Consider the following 19113-nt stretch of genomic DNA (forward strand, 5'->3'; position numbering starts at 1 on the left):
AGTAGGTGATCGATCGTTCCCACGCTCTGCGTGGGAATGCATCCCGTGACGCTCCGCGTCACCTCTGGAGGCGGAACGCGGAGCGTCCCTGGCGGCGTTCCCACGCAGAGCGTGGGAACGATCAGAATGCGGTGGTGCGCAGGCCAATGGGAGCAAGCTCCCTCGCCACAATAAGCGTGCAGTCAGAGGGACCGCGTCATCGTTCTTCGCGGGCAAGCCTCGCTCCTACGGGGTGGGGCGTTGTACGTAAAACCTGTGTTCACCGCCGATCCGTTGTAGGAGCAAGGCTTGCCCGCGAAGGGCGCGACGCGGTGTTGATGGTGTGGCAGATGACGCCTTCGCGGGCAAGCCTCGTTCCTACAGGATCGTGTTCATGCCAAAAAAAACCGCGACCCGATAAAGGGTCGCGGTTTTTTTATGCCTTGGGATTATTGCTGGAGCACAGTCGCCTGGTTGGCCGAACCAAACTGCTGCACCGTCGCCATCTGAGTCATCCCGCTCTGATCGACATTGGCAATGTTCCCGGTCCCGCCCTGGGTGACATACGCCACGTTCATGCTGTCGGCCTGTTTGACGGTGATCTGGTTGTCACTGCCGTACAACTGCGCGGTGTACGCCTGGTTGCCGGTGCCGGACTGGTCGAACTCGGTGCTGTTGCCCGAGCCGTTGGACGAGCCCTGGGCCAGGTTGGTGGTGCCGCGCTGGTCGGCGATGAGGATGTTGTCGCTGCCGTTCTGGTCGAAGTACAGCTCGTTGTAGGAATCGGCCTGGCTGACCGTGGTTTTGTTGCCGGTGCCGGTCTGGTTCGTGGTCATGATGTGGCCGACGCCGTCCTGGGTGAAGTTGGCCACGTTGTTGGTGCCGTTCTGGGTGATGGTCGCGCGTTGGTTGCTGCCGAACTGGCCGCCCGGTTGCGGGCCTTTCCAGTTGCTGGCATAGACCTTGTTGCCGTTACCCAGTGAGGTGGCGTTGAGCACGTGGCTGTCGCCGCTCTGGTAGGTGAAGTGCACGTTGCCGCTGCCTTGCTGATACAGCGCGAGCGTCGAGCCCATGGACTCGAACTGGTCGGCGTAGATCGCGTTGAGGTCGCCGACTTGCAGCACCTGCGCCACGTTGTTTTCGCCGAAGCTCTGGTCGACCACGGTTTCGTTGGTCTGCCCGTATTGGTTGACCGTGGTCTGGCTGGCGGTTTGAGTGTCTTGCCAGACTTCCGTGGCGTTGAAGTCGCCGAACTGGTTGATGTTCAGGTTGCCGCCGATGCCGTTGCGCTGGTCGCCGTAGGCGTAGTTGTCGCCACCGGCCTGGTTGATGCCGATCTGGCCGCCCATGTGGCTGACTTGTTCGGCGGTCGCGTAGTTGGTGGTGCCGTACTGGATGATCACCGCGTTGTTGGCGACGCCCGGTTGGATCTGTTCGATATTGGCTTCGTTGTTGTCGCCGAACTGGAAGGTTTGGCCCGAGGTGGCTTCCTGGGAATCCTGGTAGACGAACGAGAAGTTGCCGCTGCCTTGCTGTTGTTGCAGCACCTGGTTTTCGCCGCTGCCGATCGACTGGCTGGCGTGGCTGGTGTTGAAACTGCCGACCTGTTGCTGCTGGATGGTGCTGGTGTCTTCGAACAACTGCTCGGCGTAACCGGCGTTGTAATCACCGACCTGGTTCTGGTCGATGGTGCTGGTGGCGGTGTCTTGTACGGCGGCCGCGTCGTTGCCCTGGCCGAGTTGCTGTTGGGTGGCGGTGCTGAACGGCGCCGCAGTCTGTTTCACGTCGGCAATGTTCGCAGTGCCGACCTGATTCTGCGTGGACACGCTGTCGTCCGCCAAAGCCTGGGCACTGACAATGACCAGGATGGCAGCGGTGAGGGGCGTCAATTTAAACATGATGAAACCTCCAGGGTTATTGCAGTGCTTAGCGATATTGTTTGACCGAAACGCTCATGCCGTTCCCTGACTGGGTCACGGCGCTGGAAAGCCCCGTGCCGGCCTGGTCGATGCTGGCGTCGTTGTTATTGCCGTTCTGGGAAATCTGCGCGCGGTTGTGGCTGCCGGTCTGCGTGATCGAGGCGTCGTTGCCATAACCTTGCTGGGTGATCTGGGCCATCAGGTCGCTGCCCTGTTGCAGGATCCAGGCTTCCTGATTGCTGCCCGACTGGACGATCCGTCCGAGCAACCCCTGACCGTTCTGTTGCAACAACGCGACGTTGGCCTGGCCGAGCTGATTGATCAGCGCTTGCTGGCCAATCGGCGCTGGCAACTCGCCCAGATCAGCGCTGGGGGCCAGGTCGTCGTTGTCCATCAAATCGTCGGCGCGCACGCCTGCGCTGCTGCAGAGCAGAAGCAGGCAGAGCAGGGTGGCGGTCGGCGTTTGCATGGCGTTGTCCTTGGTCAAGAGGCTGGCCCCGCCGACGTTAAAGGTCGGCGGGGCGAAGGCTCAGAGCGTGGTCACCGACACCGAACGCACGGTGCCTTGGGACGAGCGGATGGTGGCTGTCGGGTTCGCCGACGGAATTACCGTGGTGCTGTTGTTGATCGTTAACCGCCAGCGTCCGGTCACCGGCACCGTGGTGGTGCCCAGGGTTACCAGCCCGGTCGGGGTGGACACCTGGATGGTGATGGTGTTGCCGGTGGTCACCGATGAAGTCCCGGCGAAGTCCCAGTTGAAGCGGTTGTTGGAGCGGGCCTGGACCGTGGCGGTAGTCACGGTGAAGGTTTCCGCGGCAGGTTTTGGCGAGACTTGCACGGTGACCGTCGCCGGTGCCGTCGACACTGCGCCGAAGCTGTCCTTGGCAAAGTAGGTGAAGGTCGTGGTGAACGCCGTAGTGACCGTGGCCGGTGGCGTGTAAGTGATCACAGTGCCGTCAGTACTGACGGTGCCGCGACCGGCTGCCGGTTGAGTCAGGCTGGCGACGCCGAGCGGCACGTTGCCTTCCGGATCGGTGTCGTTGGCCAGCACGCTGATCGGGATTGCCACGCCCAGGGTCGCGACACTGTCGTTAACCGCTACCGGTGGCCGGTTCGGCGCCACGGTAATGGTCACGGTCGCGGCGGTGGCCGAAGCCAGGCCTTTGACGTCCTGCGCCTTGTAGGTGAAGGTCGTGGTCAACGGCGTGGTGACGACGGCGGGCGGGGTGTAGACCACCGCCGTGGTGCCGCTCAACGCGACGGTGCCTTGGCCGGCGGCGGGTTGGGTCAGGGCGGTGATGCTCAGCGGCACGTTGCCGTCCGGGTCACTGTCGTTGGCCAACAGGTTAAGGGTGATCGGCACGCCGAAGCTGGTGCTGCCGGTGTCGGCCACCGAGAGCGGCGCCTGGTTTTCGCCGGTGTCCGGTGCGGTGCCGACCACCTCCACGGCCTCGGTGTCGCTGCCGCCCGCGGCGGATTTGACCGTGACGCTGGCCGGTGGCTGGGTCAGGTCGGCCACGGTCAGGCGTTGCAAGGTCCCGGATTTGGACAGGCGTCCGTAGCCTTGGGCAACCATGTCAGGCACGGCCACTTCGTCAGTGGAGGTGGCTTCGATCAGCAGGCTGTGGTTGCTCCAGCTGTAGCGCGCGGTCTGGATTTTCACCAGGTCCGTGAGTTTGCTTGAGACTGCCGTCGGCCGTGTGGTGCCGGCCGGGTTGGTCGCGGTGACCACCACGGTTTTCGGCAAGGTGCCGGTGGCCAGATGTTGACCGAAGAACAAGCCGTTGTTGTCGCCGATCAGGCTGGTCTGGCAGGGCGAAGCCGGAGGGCCGACCACCAGAGCGAGGGTATCCCGGAAGCACAAAGTAGAGCCGTTGTTCGACTTGGCGAAGACTTCCACCCGGGCGCTGTTACCGGTGCCGGAGGTGGTGCGGCGGTAGGTCGCGCGATCAATCTCCACGGGGGTTTGCGCACGGTTATCGAGAACCTTGCCGGCGACGGTGAACAGGTTGGTCTGGATGGTCCCGGCCGGGCCCTGGATGCGCACGAAGTTGGTGTTGAACGGGCTGCCGGTCACCGCTTCGGTGAGGTTCGGGTCGCCGACAAAGGTTTCGACGGCGCCGGTGTCCGGGTTCACTTCGGTGTAGGGACCGTTGAGGCTGCGCAGGAATGGCCCGATAGCACCATTCAATGCGCCGCTGAAATCACCGGGGGCGCCAATGCCGACATCCTTGGTGATGTTGATCGCCCGCCGGCCAGGGGCCGTGACGTTGACCGTTTCCACGCCATACGGGTGGGTGATGGTGTAAGTCCCCGCGACGGGAATGTTCACCCGCAGGCGAATCCGCGCGAAACTTTGCTGGTCACCATCTGCTGGGGTGCCCGAGGCAAAGGCTGCTTCGATCCCGGCCACGTAGGCGTCCATTCCGTAACCGGCGGCATTGTTGGGGATGGTGGTCTCGGCTAGAAACCAGAAGGATTCGTCCGGCCAGTTATCCGGGAACACCATCGGCAGGGTGTCGTCGAAAATGCCCGGCGTCGGCAGCAGGGTGCACATGTAGGCCGGTGGCACACTGGCCGGTACCCGTGAGCTAGCGGCCCGGGACTGGCACAGTTCCATCGACAGCAGATTGTTGTCCTGATACCACATCGGGAATTTCCCGGTGGCGAAGGTGTAGGGGCCGGGATCGACCGCCGCCAGTTGCGCGAAAGCACTTCCCGACAGCGATAGAGTCAGTCCCAGGGCGTTGAGCGCCAGGCGTGGCCAATTGTTCATGATGCCTCCTGATACGGATCTGGGCATGAGAGCGTTCATTGCACGATGACCACTTCTTCGGTATCGCTGCCGCCATTGGATGACGTCACCCGCACCTTGGCCGGCGGAATCGGCGAGATGCCGGTGGCCAGGGTTTTCACCGCACCGTCACCGCTTAGCGCGCCGATGGCGGCACCACTGCCGGATGTAGCGGTGAGCACCGGCGGCGAAGTTTCATCGCTGGTCGAGGCCACGAGGGTCAGTTGCCCGGTGCTCAGGCTGTATTCGGCGCGGGAAATCACCACCAGATCTGTCAACGGCATCGACAGCGTGGTCGGTGTGCTAGTGGGAATGGCCAGGTGATTGTCGGCGGTCACTTGCAAAGTGCTGGGCAAGCTCGGATTGGTCGACGATTGCGCGTACCAGTTGCCGGTGGTGTCGGCTTCGGTCAGGTGCAGCGCCGGGTTGTTGCTGTCCAGCGTCACGGTGGCCGGTGGTGGCGGGGCCATGACAAACACATCTTGCTGGGCCACCGGCGCACTGGCGCCGGATTTGCGCGAGTAAGTGCCGCGCTGGGTGATCATCGGGGTCGGCCGGACCACGGTCGATAACTTGCCGGAGATGGCAAACACCGTGGTGCGCAGGTCGATACCGTTAGGGCCTTCGATGCGGATGAAGTTGGTATTGAACGGGCTGCCGGTCACGGCTTCGGAGAGGTTCGGGTCGCCGATGAATTTCTCAGCCTGGCCGGTCACCGGGTTGGTTTCGGTGTAGGGGCCGTTGACGCTGCGCAGGAACGGTCCGATGTCACCCTTGAGCGCACCGTCGTATGTTTTCGGGGTGCCGATACCGATGTCCCGGGTCATGTTGATTGCTTTGCGGCCGGGGGTATCGACGGTGAACGCCTCGACGCCATAGGGGTGGGTGATGATGTAGGTGCCGGCAGTGGGCACATCCACGCGAATGCGGATGCGGGCGAAACTGATCTGATCGCCCTCTACCGGGTCGCCGCCGCTGAAGGCGGCTTCGACGGCGCTGACATAGGTCAGGTCGATGCCCCTGGCCGCATCGACGATTGCACCGTCGGCTGTGAACCAGAAGGCTTCGTCAGGGAAGTTGGTCGGGAAGACCACCGGTTGCGCGTCGTCGAAGATCCCCGGTGCCGGCAGCAAGTTGCACATGTAAGTGGGCGCGCCCGGTGCACTGGGCACCCGAGAGCTGACGGCTTTGGACAGGCACAGGTCGAGGGTTCGGCCGTGGGTGTCTTGATACCAGCCGGCGAACGAGCCGTTGGCGGGCAGGTAAGGACCTGGATCGACCGCATACAACGCCGCCTGCGCAACGCCTTGGGCCAGAGCGGAAACGACCAGCGCGGCCGCAGTTTTGGACAGTAAAGGGTGCATGAGTTAATCCCTCTATCGGAGTGCCTGTCCCTTGGAGACGGGCCAGTTGCGAGGGCTAGCGCAAATTGCATACCAATCGGCGGGAATGGGCGGGAGAGGGCCGGGGTTAGGGGCTGCGGGGTGTTGGAGGGGGATTGAGGAAGGGAGGTTGGGGCGGGCGAGTGTCCCCAGAGTTGGGGGTGAGTGGGGCAGGTGGGGGATGATTGTAGTGGTCTAATTTCCCCGGACACCCCGATAGGTGGAAAATGCATCTATCGAGGAGTTTTTCATGACCGACAAACGCAGAACATTCGACGACAGCTTCAAGCTGCAAGTCGTGAAGATGATCAAGGATCAGGGGTTGACCGTTCCACAGGTCTGCCGGGATTTAAATCTTGGTGAGACGGCCGTTCGACGCTGGGTGCAACAGTACGAGGCTGAGCAACTGGGACAAACCGGAATCGGTAAACCGTTGACCGCTGAACAGCAGCGCATCCGGCAGTTGGAGCAAGAGAACCGGCAGCTCAAGATGGATAACGACATCTTAAAAAAGGCTACCGCCTTCTTTGCCCGCGAGCTGAAGTAACGTATCGACTGGTTCGGCAGCTGCAACAGAAGGCGTATTCGGTGGCGTATGTCTGCCGTTTATTGAGCATCAGTCGATCCGGCTTCTACGAAGCCCAAAAACGCGCTGAAGCGCCTATTCGGCAGAGCTGTCCTGTCGTTGTGCAACTCAAGGCATCGTTTGCTGCAAGTGGTGGCTGCTACGGTAGCCGCCCGTTGCGTGATGCTTTGCGCGACAAAGGTATGGCTGTCGGTCTTTATAAAATCCGTCGTTTAATGCGTGCTAACGGTCTGCGTTCGGCCTGGAAGCGCAAGTTTGTGCACACGACCGATAGCAACCATGACTTGCCGATTGCAGAGAATATATTGAACCGTCAGTTTGACCCTACGGCGCCAAACAAGGCTTGGGTGGCTGACATAACCTACATCCGCACCCGCAGTGGCTGGTTGTACCTGGCGGTGGTATTGGACTTGTTTTCCCGCAAGATAGTGGGCTGGGCCATGGCCCCGAACATGCCGGCAGAGCTGGTGTGTAGCGCGATGCAGTTGGCCATCGCTCAGCGCCAGCCGCCACCAGGGCTGATAGCTCACTCAGACCGTGGCAGCCAATACGCGAGCGCCAGTTACAGAGCGTTGCTGGCGCGAAACAACATGCAGCAGAGCATGAGCCGTAAAGGTAACTGCTGGGACAACGCGGTGATGGAACGCTTCTTCCTGAGCTTGAAAATGGAGCGGGTATGGCGACGTGATTATGCCAACCATGGTGAAGCTATCCGCGACATAACTGAGTACATCGTTGGGTTTTACAACAACGAACGGTTGCACTCAAAACTGGGGTATCTGCCGCCGACTGCCTACGAGCGGGCGATGGCGTCGAAACCACCTATCGAGGTGTCCGGAATTAGTTGACCACCACAGATGAAGTGTGAGGTCACTTTTAGTCATGCAGGGGGGGTATCGTTCATGAACTTACTCAGGGTAGTTTTTCGTCATACTGATCTGGTCAAGTAATCCCGGACACCCATTACGGTGTTTTAGGCCGCCTTTTGCTCCATAGCTACTGGCGATAGGTAGTCGTTGTAGCTGTGGAGCCTTGTGCGGTTGTAGTACAAGAAGAAGCGCCGCATGTCGGTTTTTGCTTCTTCAACTTCACGATAGCCGTCGCGGGGGACCCATTCTGATTTCAGGGTGCTGAAAAACCGCTCGGTTGGAGCATTGTCCCAGCACTGCCCACGATGACTCATGCTTTGCACGATACCGTGGCGCATCAGTTCTTCTTGAAACTTGCGACTGGTGTACTGACAGCCCTGATCGGAATGAAACATCAGTCCAGGTGCACACTTTCTTATCTCTGTCGCCATGCGCAGCGCCTTGCTGACCAGGTTGGCGTCATTGATCAAAGAAAATGCCCACCCAATCGCTCGGCGCGCAAACAAGTCGATCACGATGGCCAGATGAACCCAACGTTTGCCCACCTTCAGGCTGGTAACGTCACCACACCAGACCTGATTGACCGCAGCCGGCTTGAAATTGCGTTTGAGCAGATTGGGCGCGACAAATGCTTCGACTCCTTTGGATCTGAAGGGATGAGGCTGACGTTGTTTGCTGACAATGTTGGCCTCTACCATCAACGCTCTGACGAGGCTTCGTCCTGCCGTTATGTTTTGGATCTTCAGATTCTTGCTGATCATTCTGGACCCCATGGCTTCCCGACTTTCACGGTGCAATTCAACCACTTTCCCTTTGAGTTCTTCGCGTCTGATCCTTGGCTTGGTGCGTCGCTGCATCCACTCATAAAAGCTGCTGCGCTTCACATCGAAAACGCGGCACAGGACTGCGGTCGGAAATGACTCTCTTAGCTCCGCGATCATCGAAAACGATCGGGGTCCGACATCAAGAGAGCGGTAGCCTTTTTTAAGATATCGGCTTCCATTTCCATGCGTTTGATCTTGGCTTTCAGTTCCTGAATCTGGCGCTGCTCTTCCGTAATGGCCTTGGTGCCTTGAACCGGTTGCCCCTTTTGCTCTTTGCGAACCTGATCCACCCAGCGCCGTAACGCCGTGGCACTAATGTCCAGCGAGGCACAGACCTCCTGCACTGAACAGTTGTCATCAATCACCATGCTGGCCGCACGCTGTTTGAACTCGCGGGAAAAGACTCTTCTTTCTTTCATGGAACCTCCAAATTGGGCGAAATCATATCGCCCTTAAGAGGTGTCCGGAATTATTAGACCAGTTCATACCCCCTCTACAGGTTTTCCCTTGAAGCTGCCTGATCCGAAAAAATGACAAACGGTAGGTTTTTTACCTGATTTGGTCGTTACACCTGTCAAATCTGACAGTAGTCATACCCCAAGCCTTGCTGTTTCATAATAACGTCGACGCTCACAACTTTGAGTGTGACATTCCTGAATTTATTGAATGCAAGGAGAACTATATGTCTGAAGAAGGATTCACTGGGACTGTAAAAAACGTCAGTGCGCTAGCAATTATTCGGGGTGGACCTCTATCGGTCGTCATCACCGTTACACCTGATGATGGGTCCCCGAATGTGGAGGTGGATGGCCAGCAGGGAGACGAAAAAAAATATTCTGTCGGTGACAAAGTAAGAATTAAGGACACCGATTCAGGACTCCGGATTAGTAAAATTTAACAAGCGAGAGTTTTGTATAACCAACACTAAATACGGTTTGCAACACTATCGCTCAATGCTATCGAAGGCACGGGTCGATCCGAAAAGCTTTAGATCCGGTTAACAGTCCTGGGCCAGACATTGGCCCAGGCTGCATTGCTATCGGGCTGCACTGCATAAATGGCACGGGTCCGGCACGCGAGCCTGGGTCAGGTAATTGGGGGTTGCAATCCAGTGCATCGGAGCCCTTGTGCACTGCCACCTCAAGGATGGCAATCGAAGCATCCAGTCACTTACTCAATACACGACTCGACTCTAAATGCGGTTAAACGCGTTCTTTGCTGTGTGTTTAAAGACACCCGGTGTTACGTCATAAACGGCTACAGCGCCTTGCGCCGTTGCCTACGCGTACGCCAGAATCCGCCGGCTTGTGCGGCTGAGGGGTGGGCTATATCGTTTCCGGGTCACTGCAAAACAGTGATCGGGTTTGGTAGCCCGGTATTCCAGACGCATAGCGCCACCTCTGCAAAGGCCGGTTTTCTCTCGGTTTTTATGGTGGCCATGCGCAGGGCGCCTTCGGGCGCGCCGGGTTCCTGGACCGGTCTACCAACCCGCGTATGGCCGCCACCCAACGTTTGGTAGCGAAGGGTGATGGCTCCTAATATCTTGTCCAGGAGTTCCATCTATGTTCAAAGTTACACCCAACCCCCCAAATACCAATCCAGTACCCTACGACGCCTCTTTCGATCTTGATCCCGAGAAACTGAAAGCGTCGGCCGACCGCGCGCTCAACCACTACCTCAACCCCGGGGCGACGAAAACGCAGATACCGCCCCGCAGTTCCGGCACCTTCTTCACCATCGACGCAGCGGTGGATGACGAAACGTTGCTGGTGGAGGTCTACGAATCGTTATCAACGGCCCGCAAGATGGTCAACGATCTCGTCGAGCTGACGGACGGCCCACGACGCCATACGATGCTGGTGTTGCATCGGTCGCTCCTGATGGGTGAGATGGCGGCCAATCGGATGCTGGATAACCACAAGCCCGGCTAATCGCTGGACCCTGTAGGAGCGAAGCTTGCTCGCGAAAGCGGTGTGTCAGTCAATACACGTGTCGGCTGACACGGCCCCTTCGCGGGCAAGCCTCGCTCCTACAGGGAATGGCGTCGGGTCTGGTGCACCGCGTTATCGTTCTTCGCGGGCAAGCCTCGCTCCTACAGGGAATGGCGTCGGGCTGGTGCTCCGCGAGCACCGAGCATTTGCTTAGCTTGCTTGCATTGGGTCAAACCCCAAACACTGGGCTATACCCCCTCTATAGGGGAATCGCCTGGATCATCGCCCATGAACATGCACGCACCAACGCACCGGCCTGAGGAAGGCGACATTCGCTTGAGCTCACGCAAGCAGCCGTTCAATCTGCTGCGCTGGTTTTCGCTGATCAGCATGGCGGTGATCGGCACCGTGGCGGTGGCGTTGGGGGCGGTGTCCACGCAGTTTGTGATTACCGAAAGCGTGCAGCGCGACGCCTTGTTGACCGCGCAATTCATTCAGGCGATTGCCTCGGCCGAGGTGCGCCATGTCTCGATCCCGAATGTGCGGACCATGGGCGAGCTGGTCGACCCGCGCCAGGACAAGGACTTTCCCGACGTCGATCCGGCGGCCCGTGCCAATGCCCGGGACGAATTCCTCGACCATATCGCCAACCTGCCGGATGTGATTCTGGCCAACGTCTATGCCCCTGACCGCACGGTGATCTGGTCCACCAACCCGGCACTCATGGGCACCAGGATTCACGCCGACGAAGACCTGGATCACGCCTTCGAGTTTCAGATCCCGGTGTCGGCCAGTTATCACGACGTTGACGAGGCGCGGATGGAGCAGAAGTTCGTCGTACCGCCGGACTTCATCTTTATTGAAAACTACATTCCGCTGTTCGACGCCGACGGCAAGAACGTCACGGCGATGGTCGAGATCTACAAGGAACCCAAGGACCTGATCAGCCGCATCGAGCGCGGCCTGGCGCTGATCTGGCTGGCCACGGCGCTGGGCGGCGGTCTGATTTACCTGGGCTTGTACTGGATCGTGCGGCGCGCCGCGATCCTGCTGGCGCAACAGCAAAAACAACTGATCACCAACGAAACCTTTGTCGCCCTCGGCGAGATGTCCTCGGCGGTCGCCCACAGTCTGCGCAACCCCTTGGCGACCATCCGTTCCAGCGCCGAGCTGGCCCTGGAGTTCGACAGCGGCCCGGCGCACAAGAACATCAACGACATCATTGGCCAGGTCGATCGCATGTCGAAGTGGGTCCGCGAATTGCTGCAATCCTTGCGCCCGCTCAACGACGACCCCGAACCGGTGAACCTGGTGGCGGCGATTCACGACAGCCTCGCGGCGTTCGAGCAGCAGATTGCCCGGGCGAAAGTCAGCGTAGTGTTCAATCCACGACAGACACCCATGGTGCTGAGCCAGCCAGTACAACTGACGCAGATCCTCAATAGTCTGATGGCCAATGCGCTGGAAGCCATGGACAAGGGCGGTACGCTGACCGTCACCCTGGAACCGACCGATGCCCAGGGCGTGTGCGTGGTGCTGAGCGATACCGGCAAAGGCATGAACGAAGAACAGCGCACCATGGCCTTCCGCCCGTTCTTCACCACCAAGGCCGGCGGGCTTGGCGTCGGGCTGGTGCTGGTCAAGCGCATCATGGAGCGTTTCGGTGGCGGGGTGACACTCGGCAGCCGGGAAGGCGAGGGTACTTGCGTCCGTCTGTCGTTCAAGTTAATCCCCTGAAATCGGGGATGAACTTTCCCCGTTAGCGGGTGTCATGGCCCAGTCATTGCACCGATAGTGGCCGGGTGATGTTCATAAGCCATTGTTCACTCAGGTATTAATGCTTTTGTGTAAATTGTTTCAAAGTGTGGCGAGGTAATTGCAAAACACCTATCACCCCCTTCACGACTTCGAGGCGGCTGGTGATGGACACAAAAGCGCGGCACCCCTGCAAGTGGTTTGGCCTGTTGACCCCACTGAGTATCCTCCTGACGATGACGCTGGGCGCCAGCCCGTTGCGCGCCAGCCCGATCGACGATGAGCGCCAGCCCGAGCCTTCCGATCCCTCGGCTTACTACGACGAACCGGCTGATGAACCCGCCGCCCTGAACGCCATCCTGACCATGCCCGAGGCCAACGAAGATTCCTTCGACCTGCCCGATGGGGTCAAAGGCAGCCGCGACGACACGCGTAAGGAAAACGTCCTGCCGCCGACGGTACAGACCAGTTTCAACTACCCCACTAATGGCAAGCCGAGCCCGTTGTTCGGCGCCCAGCCGTTCACCCAGCAACTGACATTGTTCGAAGAGTTCGGCCCGGAAAAACTCGACCCCACCACCCCGGCGGCTCCATTGGGCTTCCCGCCGGCCGCCGTTGGCCCGTTGCCCCAACAAGACCCGACCAATGCCGCCCGCAGTGCGCCACCGAGTGCCGCGCTGGATGCTTTCTTGCGCCAACCGGGGCTGACGCCATTCCCCAGCCAGTTCTCCAACGTGGTGGACCGCAACCCGTGGCAGGCGCAGATCGAGGTGTTCCTCAATCGGCATATCGGTTCTTCCGCTGAAGGTCGTCCGCCTGGAAAGGGTTGGTCGCATCAGCGCTGGAACGAGTTCTACCCGCAAGTGGCCTACAAAACCGTGCAAACCGGGGCGCGACTCAACAGCGGCTGGCGTGACAGCCATCAGATGCACGGCTATGCCCTGGGCGAATTCGGCCCCGGCGGCCTGTATCACAACGTGGCGGGCGTGCCGGCCACCGATGGCACCTCCAAAGGCGTCGATACGCGTTTCCACCCGAACATGCCGGTGCAGAACCACAACTCAGTGTGGACCTTCGACGGTACCTTGCCGCCCAAGCTGTTGATGGTGCGTTATGGCCAACCGGTGATGATGCGTCATTACAACGGCTTGCCGATCGACCCGTCGGCCAACATGGGTTTTGGCCTGCACACCATCAGCACTCACGAACACAACGGCCACGCGCCAGCGGAAAGCGACGGCTATGCCAACGCGTTTTTCTTTCCGGGGCAGTATTACGACTATCGCTGGCCGATCCAGTTGGCCGGCTACGACAGCATTAACACCGACGCCCATGACCCCCGCGCGGCATTCCCGTGCTCGCCCGGCGAGACCCTGTGGACCAACGACCTCAGCCCCAGCCGCAAAACCTGCGACCACGGCACGATCAAGATCCGCGGCGACTGGCGCGAAACCATGAGCACCCACTGGTTCCACGACCACATGCTCGATTTCACCGCGCAGAACGTCTACAAGGGCAACGCGGCGATGATGAACTACTACAGCGCCCTGGACCGTGGCAACGAGTCGGTCAACGATGGCGTCAACCTGCGTTTCCCCAGCGGCAGCGCCTTGCCATGGGGTAACCGCGACTACGACGTGAACCTGGTGTTCGCCGACAAGGCCTGGGACGCAAACGGTCAGTTGTGGTTCAACCCGTTCAACACCGACGGCTTCCTCGGCGACCAGGTGCTGGTCAACTGGCAGTGGAAACCGACCCTGGACGTGCGCGCCCGCAGCTATCGGTTCCGCATCCTCAATGGTTCGGTGTCGCGCTACTTCAAATTCGCGGTGGTACGTGAAATCAAAGGCACCGGCGGCGAGTTCCAGGGCCCGAAAAACTCGGGTGTTTCCTATGCCCGCGTACCGTTCCACATGATTGCCAACGACGGCAATATCATGGAACACAGCGTGCCGTTCGACGGCACCATGGACCTGGACGCCGACGGCGATAAACAGAACCACAACGCGATCCTGCCGACCCAAGGCATCGCCGAGCGCTTCGACATCATCGTCAACTTCGCGAAAAACGGCATCAAGCCTGGCGACAAACTGTTCGTGGTCAACCTGATGGCCCACGACGATGGCAAAGGCCCGAAAGAGCCGATCGCCCTGGGGGATGTGCTGTCGGAGAAATACCTGGCGGTGCTCAAGCAAACGAGCAAAGGCCCGCAATGGGACAAGGGTGATCCGGGCGTGGGCAAGGTCTTGCAGCTCAACGTCAAGGCCTACACCGGTCAAGACCTGGCCATGGACCCCGCAGCCTACGAACCGGCCAAACCGGGCAAAGCCGAAGGCATGGTGATGATCCCGCTGAAAATCCATCGTGACAACGCTGCCGACAAAGTGCTGCTGTCACAGGCCCGTCACCGCACCTTCACCTTCGGCCGCTCCGACGGCACCGATGAAGCCCCGTGGACGGTCAAGACCGATGGCGGCTTCGGCTTCCACATGGACCCTCGGCGCTTGAACTCAGCCACCCAGTTGAAAACCGGTCCGACCGATGCCGGCACCACGGGCTTCGGCACCCTGGAAGTGTGGAACATCAAGGCCGGCGGCAAGGGCTGGAGTCACCCGGTGCACGTGCACTTCGAGGAGGGGATCATCCTCAGTCGCGGCGGCAAGGCGCCACCGGAATGGGAAAAATGGGCGCGCAAAGACGTGTACCGCATCGGCTCGGAAGCTGATGGCCTGGACAGCGTCGAGATGGCGATCAACTTCCGCGAATTCGCCGGGACCTACATGGAGCACTGCCACAACACCCAGCACGAAGACAACTCGATGCTGCTGCGTTGGGACATTGAGAAACCCGGGCAATTCCAGTTGATGCCGACCCCGCTGCCGAGCTGGGACGGGGTGCGCTACGTCAACTCCGCCGCGCTGCCAACCTTCCGCAATGGCGATGGCTTTGGCCCACAAGTGGCGGTGAAAAAATGAACCGCCGGGGAGCCGAAAAACCGTTATACACGCCGCGCTCCCGCGCTCTGGGCATGCACCTGATACTGGTTCTGGTCACTTGTTTGCTGGCCAGTCAGGTGCTGCTCGCCCATGAACTGGCACCGCAGGAATCCGCCACCCCGTGGGGTGGCGACTACTTCCCCAACACGCTGCTGACCGACCAGGACGGCCAGCAAGTGCATTTTTTCGATGACCTGATCAAAGGCAAAGTGGTGGTGATCAATTTCATCTTCACGTCGTGCAGCGACTCCTGTCCGCTGGAAACCGCACGCCTGCGCCAAGTACAGAAATTGCTCGGCGACCGGGTCGGTCAGGACATTTTCTTCTACTCCATCAGCATCGACCCGCTCAGCGACACGCCCGAGGTGCTGAAGGCGTATGCGCAACGTTTCAAGGTCGGGCCGGGCTGGAAGTTCCTCACCGGCGAATTTGCCGACGTCACCGACCTGCGCAAAAAGCTCGGGCTGTTTATCGAAGGCGTCGACAACGGTCGCAGCAAGGACCACAACCTGAGCCTGATCGTTGGCAATCAGCAAACGGGCCGCTGGATGAAGGCCTCACCCTTCGAGAACCCGTGGATCCTCGCCGATCAACTGGCCAACACTTTGCAGAACTGGAAACAGCCCAGCATTGAAGAAAGCTACGCCAGCGCGCCCGAGATTCGCCCGCCGAGCAACGGCGAAGAGCTGTTTCGCACCCGTTGCGCCTCGTGCCACAGCCTGGGGCCGCAAGACGGGCAGGGCATCGGCATGCGCAGCATCGGCCCGGACCTGATCGGCGTGACCCGCCTGCGCGAACCGGCCTGGCTCAACCGCTGGATTCGTGAGCCGGACCGCATGCTCGCGGAGAAAGACCCGGTTGCATTGGAGCTGTACCAGCGTTTCGACAAGATTTCGATGCCCAACCTGCGCCTGGATGAACACTCCGCGCAGTCGATCATCGACTTTTTGCAAGAAGAAACCGACCGCCAGCAACCCTTGGCAGAGCAGGCGCCAGAGGTGTCGCAGATGAACTAGCGGCTAAATAACATCATTGGCCCGTCGACCACGATCAATGCCACCTACACTGTTCGTGACACGGCTAAAAAAGGCTTGAGGCAAGCATCCAGGGACATTCCCATGCAGCTATCAGAACAACAAAAAGTACCTGCGCCGCCTATGGCGGCAGCAGAGCGCAAGGGCTGGGGCGGTCAGTTCAATCTGCTGCGCTGGTTTTCCCTGGCCAGTTTTTTCATCATCGCCGCCGTGGCGCTGGGCCTGGGCTATGTCTCCACGCGCTTTGTGGTCACCGAAAGTATTGAGCGTGACGCCTTGCTGACGGCGCAGTTTATTCAGGCCATCGGCGATGCCGAAATTCGCCATGCCTCGATTAATCCGAACAGAACCATGGGCGAAATGCTCGATCCGCGCCATGACAACGCTTATCCCGATGTGGATCCCGGCGCCCGCGCCGCCGCCCGTATCGAATTCCTCGATCATGTGGAGCACCTGCCGGATATTTTGCTGGCCACGGTTTTTGCCCTCGACCGCTCGGTGATCTGGTCGACCAACCCGGCGATGATTGGCATGCGTTTCGAAGACGACGAGGAGTTGGACGAGTCCTTCGAAATGAAGGTGCCGGTGTCTTCCAGCTACCACAAGATCGACGACGAACGCCCCGAGCAGATGCTGTTGCGCGAGCCGCAGCTATTGTTTATCGAGAACTACATTCCGATGTTCAACGCCGACAAAAGCAAAGTGATCGCCATGGTGGAGATCTACAAAGAGCCCGCTGACCTGGTGGAGCGCATTGAGCGCGGCTTCAAGTCGATCTGGATCGCGACCCTGCTTGGCGGCGCGGCGATTTACCTGGCGCTGTTCTGGATCGTGCGCCGCGCCGCGACACTGCTGCAGAGCCAGCAGAAACAACTGATCAGCAACGAAACCTTCGTGGCCCTCGGGGAGATGTCCTCGGCGGTCGCGCACAGCTTGCGCAACCCGCTGGCCACCATCCGCTCCAGCGCCGAACTGGCTCAGGAAGTCGCGAGCCAGGGCGCCCAGAAGAACATCGGCGACATCATCAATCAGGTCGATCGCATGTCCCGCTGGGTCCGGGAGTTGCTGGTGTCGTTGCGGCCGATGAGCGACGACAGTGAATCGGTGGACCTGGTGCTGGCCATCGACGACGCTCTGAGCGCCTTCGACCCGCTGATCAGGCGTTCGAACGTCGAGGTGCGTTTTACCCCGCAAAGTTTTCCGCCGGTGGTCAGCCAGCCAGTGCTGCTCACACAGATTCTCAACAGCCTGTTCGCCAATGCCCTGGAAGCCATGCCCAAGGGCGGTGTGCTGAGCGTTGATATCGAGTCGACGCAGCCAGGGCAGTTGTGCATGACCCTGACCGATACCGGCAAGGGCATGACCAAACAGCAGCAACAGATGGTGTTCAAGCCGTTTTTCACCACCAAGCAGGGCGGTTTGGGCGTCGGCCTGGCCTTGGTCAAACGAATAATGGAACGCTTCCAGGGCTCGGTCGAACTGACCAGTCAGGAGCAGGAAGGAACCCGTGTTTGTCTCAACTTTAAAGTGGCAACGGGAGGGGAATATGGAGCACAGCATACTGCTGGTCGAGGATGATGAACTCCTCGCCGAGAACATCCAGACCTACCTGGAGCGCAAAGACTTCGAGGTGACGGTTTGCCACTCGGCCGAGGACGCACTGGAACAGCTGGGCACGTTTGTCCCGGACGTGGTGCTGACCGACAATTCGCTGCCGGGCATGAGTGGTCACGATCTGATCCAGAAGCTGCGCATCAGCGCGCCGGATCTGAAAGTGATCATGATGACCGGTTACGGCAACGTCGAAGACGCCGTGGTGGCGATGAAGGAGGGCGCGTTCCACTACGTGACCAAACCGGTGGCGCTGCCGGAGCTCAAGTTGCTGCTGGACAAGGCCCTGGCCACCGACCGCATGGAACGCACGCTGTCGTTCTATCAGGAACGCGAGGCGCAGAAGTCCGGGGTGCAGGCGTTGATTGGCGAATCGGCACCCATGCACTACCTCAAAGACACCATCGGCCAGTTGCTCGACGCCGAGCGGCGCATGGCCAACACCGACCTGCCGCCGGTGCTGGTGGAAGGCGAAACCGGTACCGGCAAAGAATTGGTGGCCCGGGCGCTGCACTTCGACGGCCTGCGGGCCAAGGGACCGTTTATTGAATTCAACTGCGCGTCGATCCCGTCCAACCTGGTGGAATCGGAGCTGTTCGGCCACGAGAAGGGCGCCTTCACCGACGCCAAGGACCGCCGGGTCGGGCTGGTGGAAGCCGCCGACGGCGGGACGCTGTTTCTCGATGAAGTCGGCGAGATGGACCTGTTGCTCCAGGCCAAACTGCTGAAGCTGCTGGAAGACCGGACCATTCGCCGGGTGGGTTCGGTGAAGGAGCGCAAAGTCGATTTGCGGGTGATCAGCGCCACCAATTGCAACCTCGAACAAATGGTCCAGCAGGGCAAGTTCCGCCGCGACCTGTTCTTCCGCCTGCGCATCATCTCGATCAAGGTCCCACGCCTGCATGCCCGGGGTGCCGACGTGCTGCTGTTGGCCCGGCACTTCCTGGCGATCCACGGCAAACGCTATGGCAAGCCGCACTTGTATTTCAGTGACCAGGCCGAAGAGTTGCTGCTCAGCTACACCTGGCCGGGCAACGTGCGCGAGTTGCGCAACATGCTGGAGCAAACCGTGTTGCTGGCCCAGAGCGACGCCATTGGCGCCCATCAATTGAATGTGTGCCAGAGCCTGGTGGATGAACCGTTTGTCTTGCCGGAAACGCACTTCATCGAACCCCGGCCACACCACCCCGTCGAATCGATGAACCTGCCGGAGGTCGAGCGCGACATGGTGCGCAAGATGCTCGACAAGACTGACTGGAACGTCACCAAGTCGGCGCGCTTGCTGGGTTTGAGCCGCGACATGCTGCGTTACCGCATTGAAAAACTGGGCCTGGCACGCCCGGACAAGCGCCAATGGTAAGCGCGCAAATGGACTGATGGTCGGTTGTTTGTCAGAGGACGACGAGAGGTGGGGACGCTCGGTGGAAAATCCA

The 19113-nt window shown here is 60.0% G+C and carries 15 protein-coding genes; 8 read left to right on the plus strand and 7 right to left on the minus strand.

Translation table 11 applies throughout. The annotated features are described in order from the left end of the window. Positions 1 to 428: 428 nt before the first annotated feature. The 4 genes from ACY4LX_RS13455 to ACY4LX_RS13470 are packed head-to-tail and all read right to left on the minus strand — an operon-like array spanning position 429 to position 6056. Entirely contained in the window at positions 429 to 1877 is a 1449-nt protein-coding gene (locus ACY4LX_RS13455; RefSeq protein ID WP_463260177.1) for a curlin, read from the minus strand. Between the two features lie 28 nt (positions 1878 to 1905). Continuing rightward, complete coding sequence (locus ACY4LX_RS13460) at positions 1906 to 2367, minus strand: curlin (protein ID WP_149658697.1); 462 nt, start codon at positions 2365 to 2367, stop codon at positions 1906 to 1908. A gap of 60 nt (positions 2368 to 2427) precedes the next feature. Beyond that, entirely contained in the window at positions 2428 to 4674 is a 2247-nt protein-coding gene (locus ACY4LX_RS13465) for an Ig-like domain-containing protein (RefSeq protein ID WP_463260178.1), read from the minus strand. A gap of 35 nt (positions 4675 to 4709) precedes the next feature. Further along, positions 4710 to 6056, minus strand: a complete 1347-nt coding sequence (locus ACY4LX_RS13470; RefSeq protein WP_463260179.1) for a hypothetical protein — start codon at positions 6054 to 6056, stop codon at positions 4710 to 4712. A gap of 268 nt (positions 6057 to 6324) precedes the next feature. Here ACY4LX_RS13470 and ACY4LX_RS13475 point away from each other — a divergent pair. Continuing rightward, positions 6325 to 7508 (plus strand): IS3 family transposase gene (locus ACY4LX_RS13475; protein ID WP_463257837.1). Its coding sequence is split into 2 segments (ribosomal slippage): positions 6325 to 6589 and positions 6589 to 7508, totalling 1185 coding nucleotides; the frame shifts between segments, so codons are not numbered across the junction. Positions 7509 to 7633: 125 nt separating this feature from the next. Here the strand turns inward: ACY4LX_RS13475 and ACY4LX_RS13480 are convergent. Then, entirely contained in the window at positions 7634 to 8470 is an 837-nt protein-coding gene (locus ACY4LX_RS13480) for an IS3 family transposase (protein ID WP_463257045.1), read from the minus strand. Then, positions 8467 to 8772, minus strand: a complete 306-nt coding sequence (locus ACY4LX_RS13485) for a transposase (RefSeq protein WP_463257046.1) — start codon at positions 8770 to 8772, stop codon at positions 8467 to 8469. The genes ACY4LX_RS13480 and ACY4LX_RS13485 overlap by 4 nt, the downstream gene beginning before the upstream one ends. Before the next feature lie 263 nt (positions 8773 to 9035). Here ACY4LX_RS13485 and ACY4LX_RS13490 point away from each other — a divergent pair, with 263 nt between their 5' ends. Further along, positions 9036 to 9251, plus strand: coding sequence for a hypothetical protein (locus tag ACY4LX_RS13490; protein WP_463260180.1), 216 nt, complete (start codon positions 9036 to 9038; stop codon positions 9249 to 9251). A 443-nt stretch (positions 9252 to 9694) separates the two neighbouring features. On the opposite strand, the gene ACY4LX_RS13495 is transcribed toward ACY4LX_RS13490, so the two are convergent. Further along, positions 9695 to 9913 carry a hypothetical protein gene (locus tag ACY4LX_RS13495; protein WP_463260181.1) on the minus strand — a complete coding sequence of 73 codons (219 nt, stop codon included), beginning with the start codon at positions 9911 to 9913 and terminating at the stop codon, positions 9695 to 9697. Between the two features lie 2 nt (positions 9914 to 9915). Here ACY4LX_RS13495 and ACY4LX_RS13500 point away from each other — a divergent pair, with 2 nt between their 5' ends. The 6 genes from ACY4LX_RS13500 to ACY4LX_RS13525 all read left to right on the plus strand — a co-directional run bounded on the left by ACY4LX_RS13500 (position 9916) and on the right by ACY4LX_RS13525 (position 19040). Then, positions 9916 to 10284, plus strand: a complete 369-nt coding sequence (locus ACY4LX_RS13500) for a DUF6124 family protein (protein ID WP_463260182.1) — start codon at positions 9916 to 9918, stop codon at positions 10282 to 10284. Positions 10285 to 10572: 288 nt separating this feature from the next. Beyond that, the gene (locus tag ACY4LX_RS13505; RefSeq protein ID WP_463260183.1) at positions 10573 to 12021 is read left to right on the plus strand and encodes a sensor histidine kinase; all 1449 of its coding nucleotides are present in this window, start codon (positions 10573 to 10575) and stop codon (positions 12019 to 12021) included. A 185-nt stretch (positions 12022 to 12206) separates the two neighbouring features. Beyond that, the gene (locus ACY4LX_RS13510) at positions 12207 to 15014 is read left to right on the plus strand and encodes a multicopper oxidase domain-containing protein (RefSeq protein ID WP_463260184.1); all 2808 of its coding nucleotides are present in this window, start codon (positions 12207 to 12209) and stop codon (positions 15012 to 15014) included. Continuing rightward, entirely contained in the window at positions 15011 to 16051 is a 1041-nt protein-coding gene (locus tag ACY4LX_RS13515) for an SCO family protein (protein WP_463260185.1), read from the plus strand. The genes ACY4LX_RS13510 and ACY4LX_RS13515 overlap by 4 nt, the downstream gene beginning before the upstream one ends. 102 nt (positions 16052 to 16153) lie before the next feature. Continuing rightward, the gene (locus ACY4LX_RS13520; RefSeq protein WP_463260186.1) at positions 16154 to 17647 is read left to right on the plus strand and encodes a sensor histidine kinase; all 1494 of its coding nucleotides are present in this window, start codon (positions 16154 to 16156) and stop codon (positions 17645 to 17647) included. After that, complete coding sequence (locus tag ACY4LX_RS13525) at positions 17616 to 19040, plus strand: sigma-54-dependent transcriptional regulator (RefSeq protein ID WP_463260187.1); 1425 nt, start codon at positions 17616 to 17618, stop codon at positions 19038 to 19040. Before ACY4LX_RS13520 ends, ACY4LX_RS13525 begins: the two co-directional genes overlap by 32 nt. The last annotated feature ends 73 nt before the right edge of the window (positions 19041 to 19113 follow it).

This window comes from Pseudomonas sp. Emmai (genome assembly GCF_055179735.1).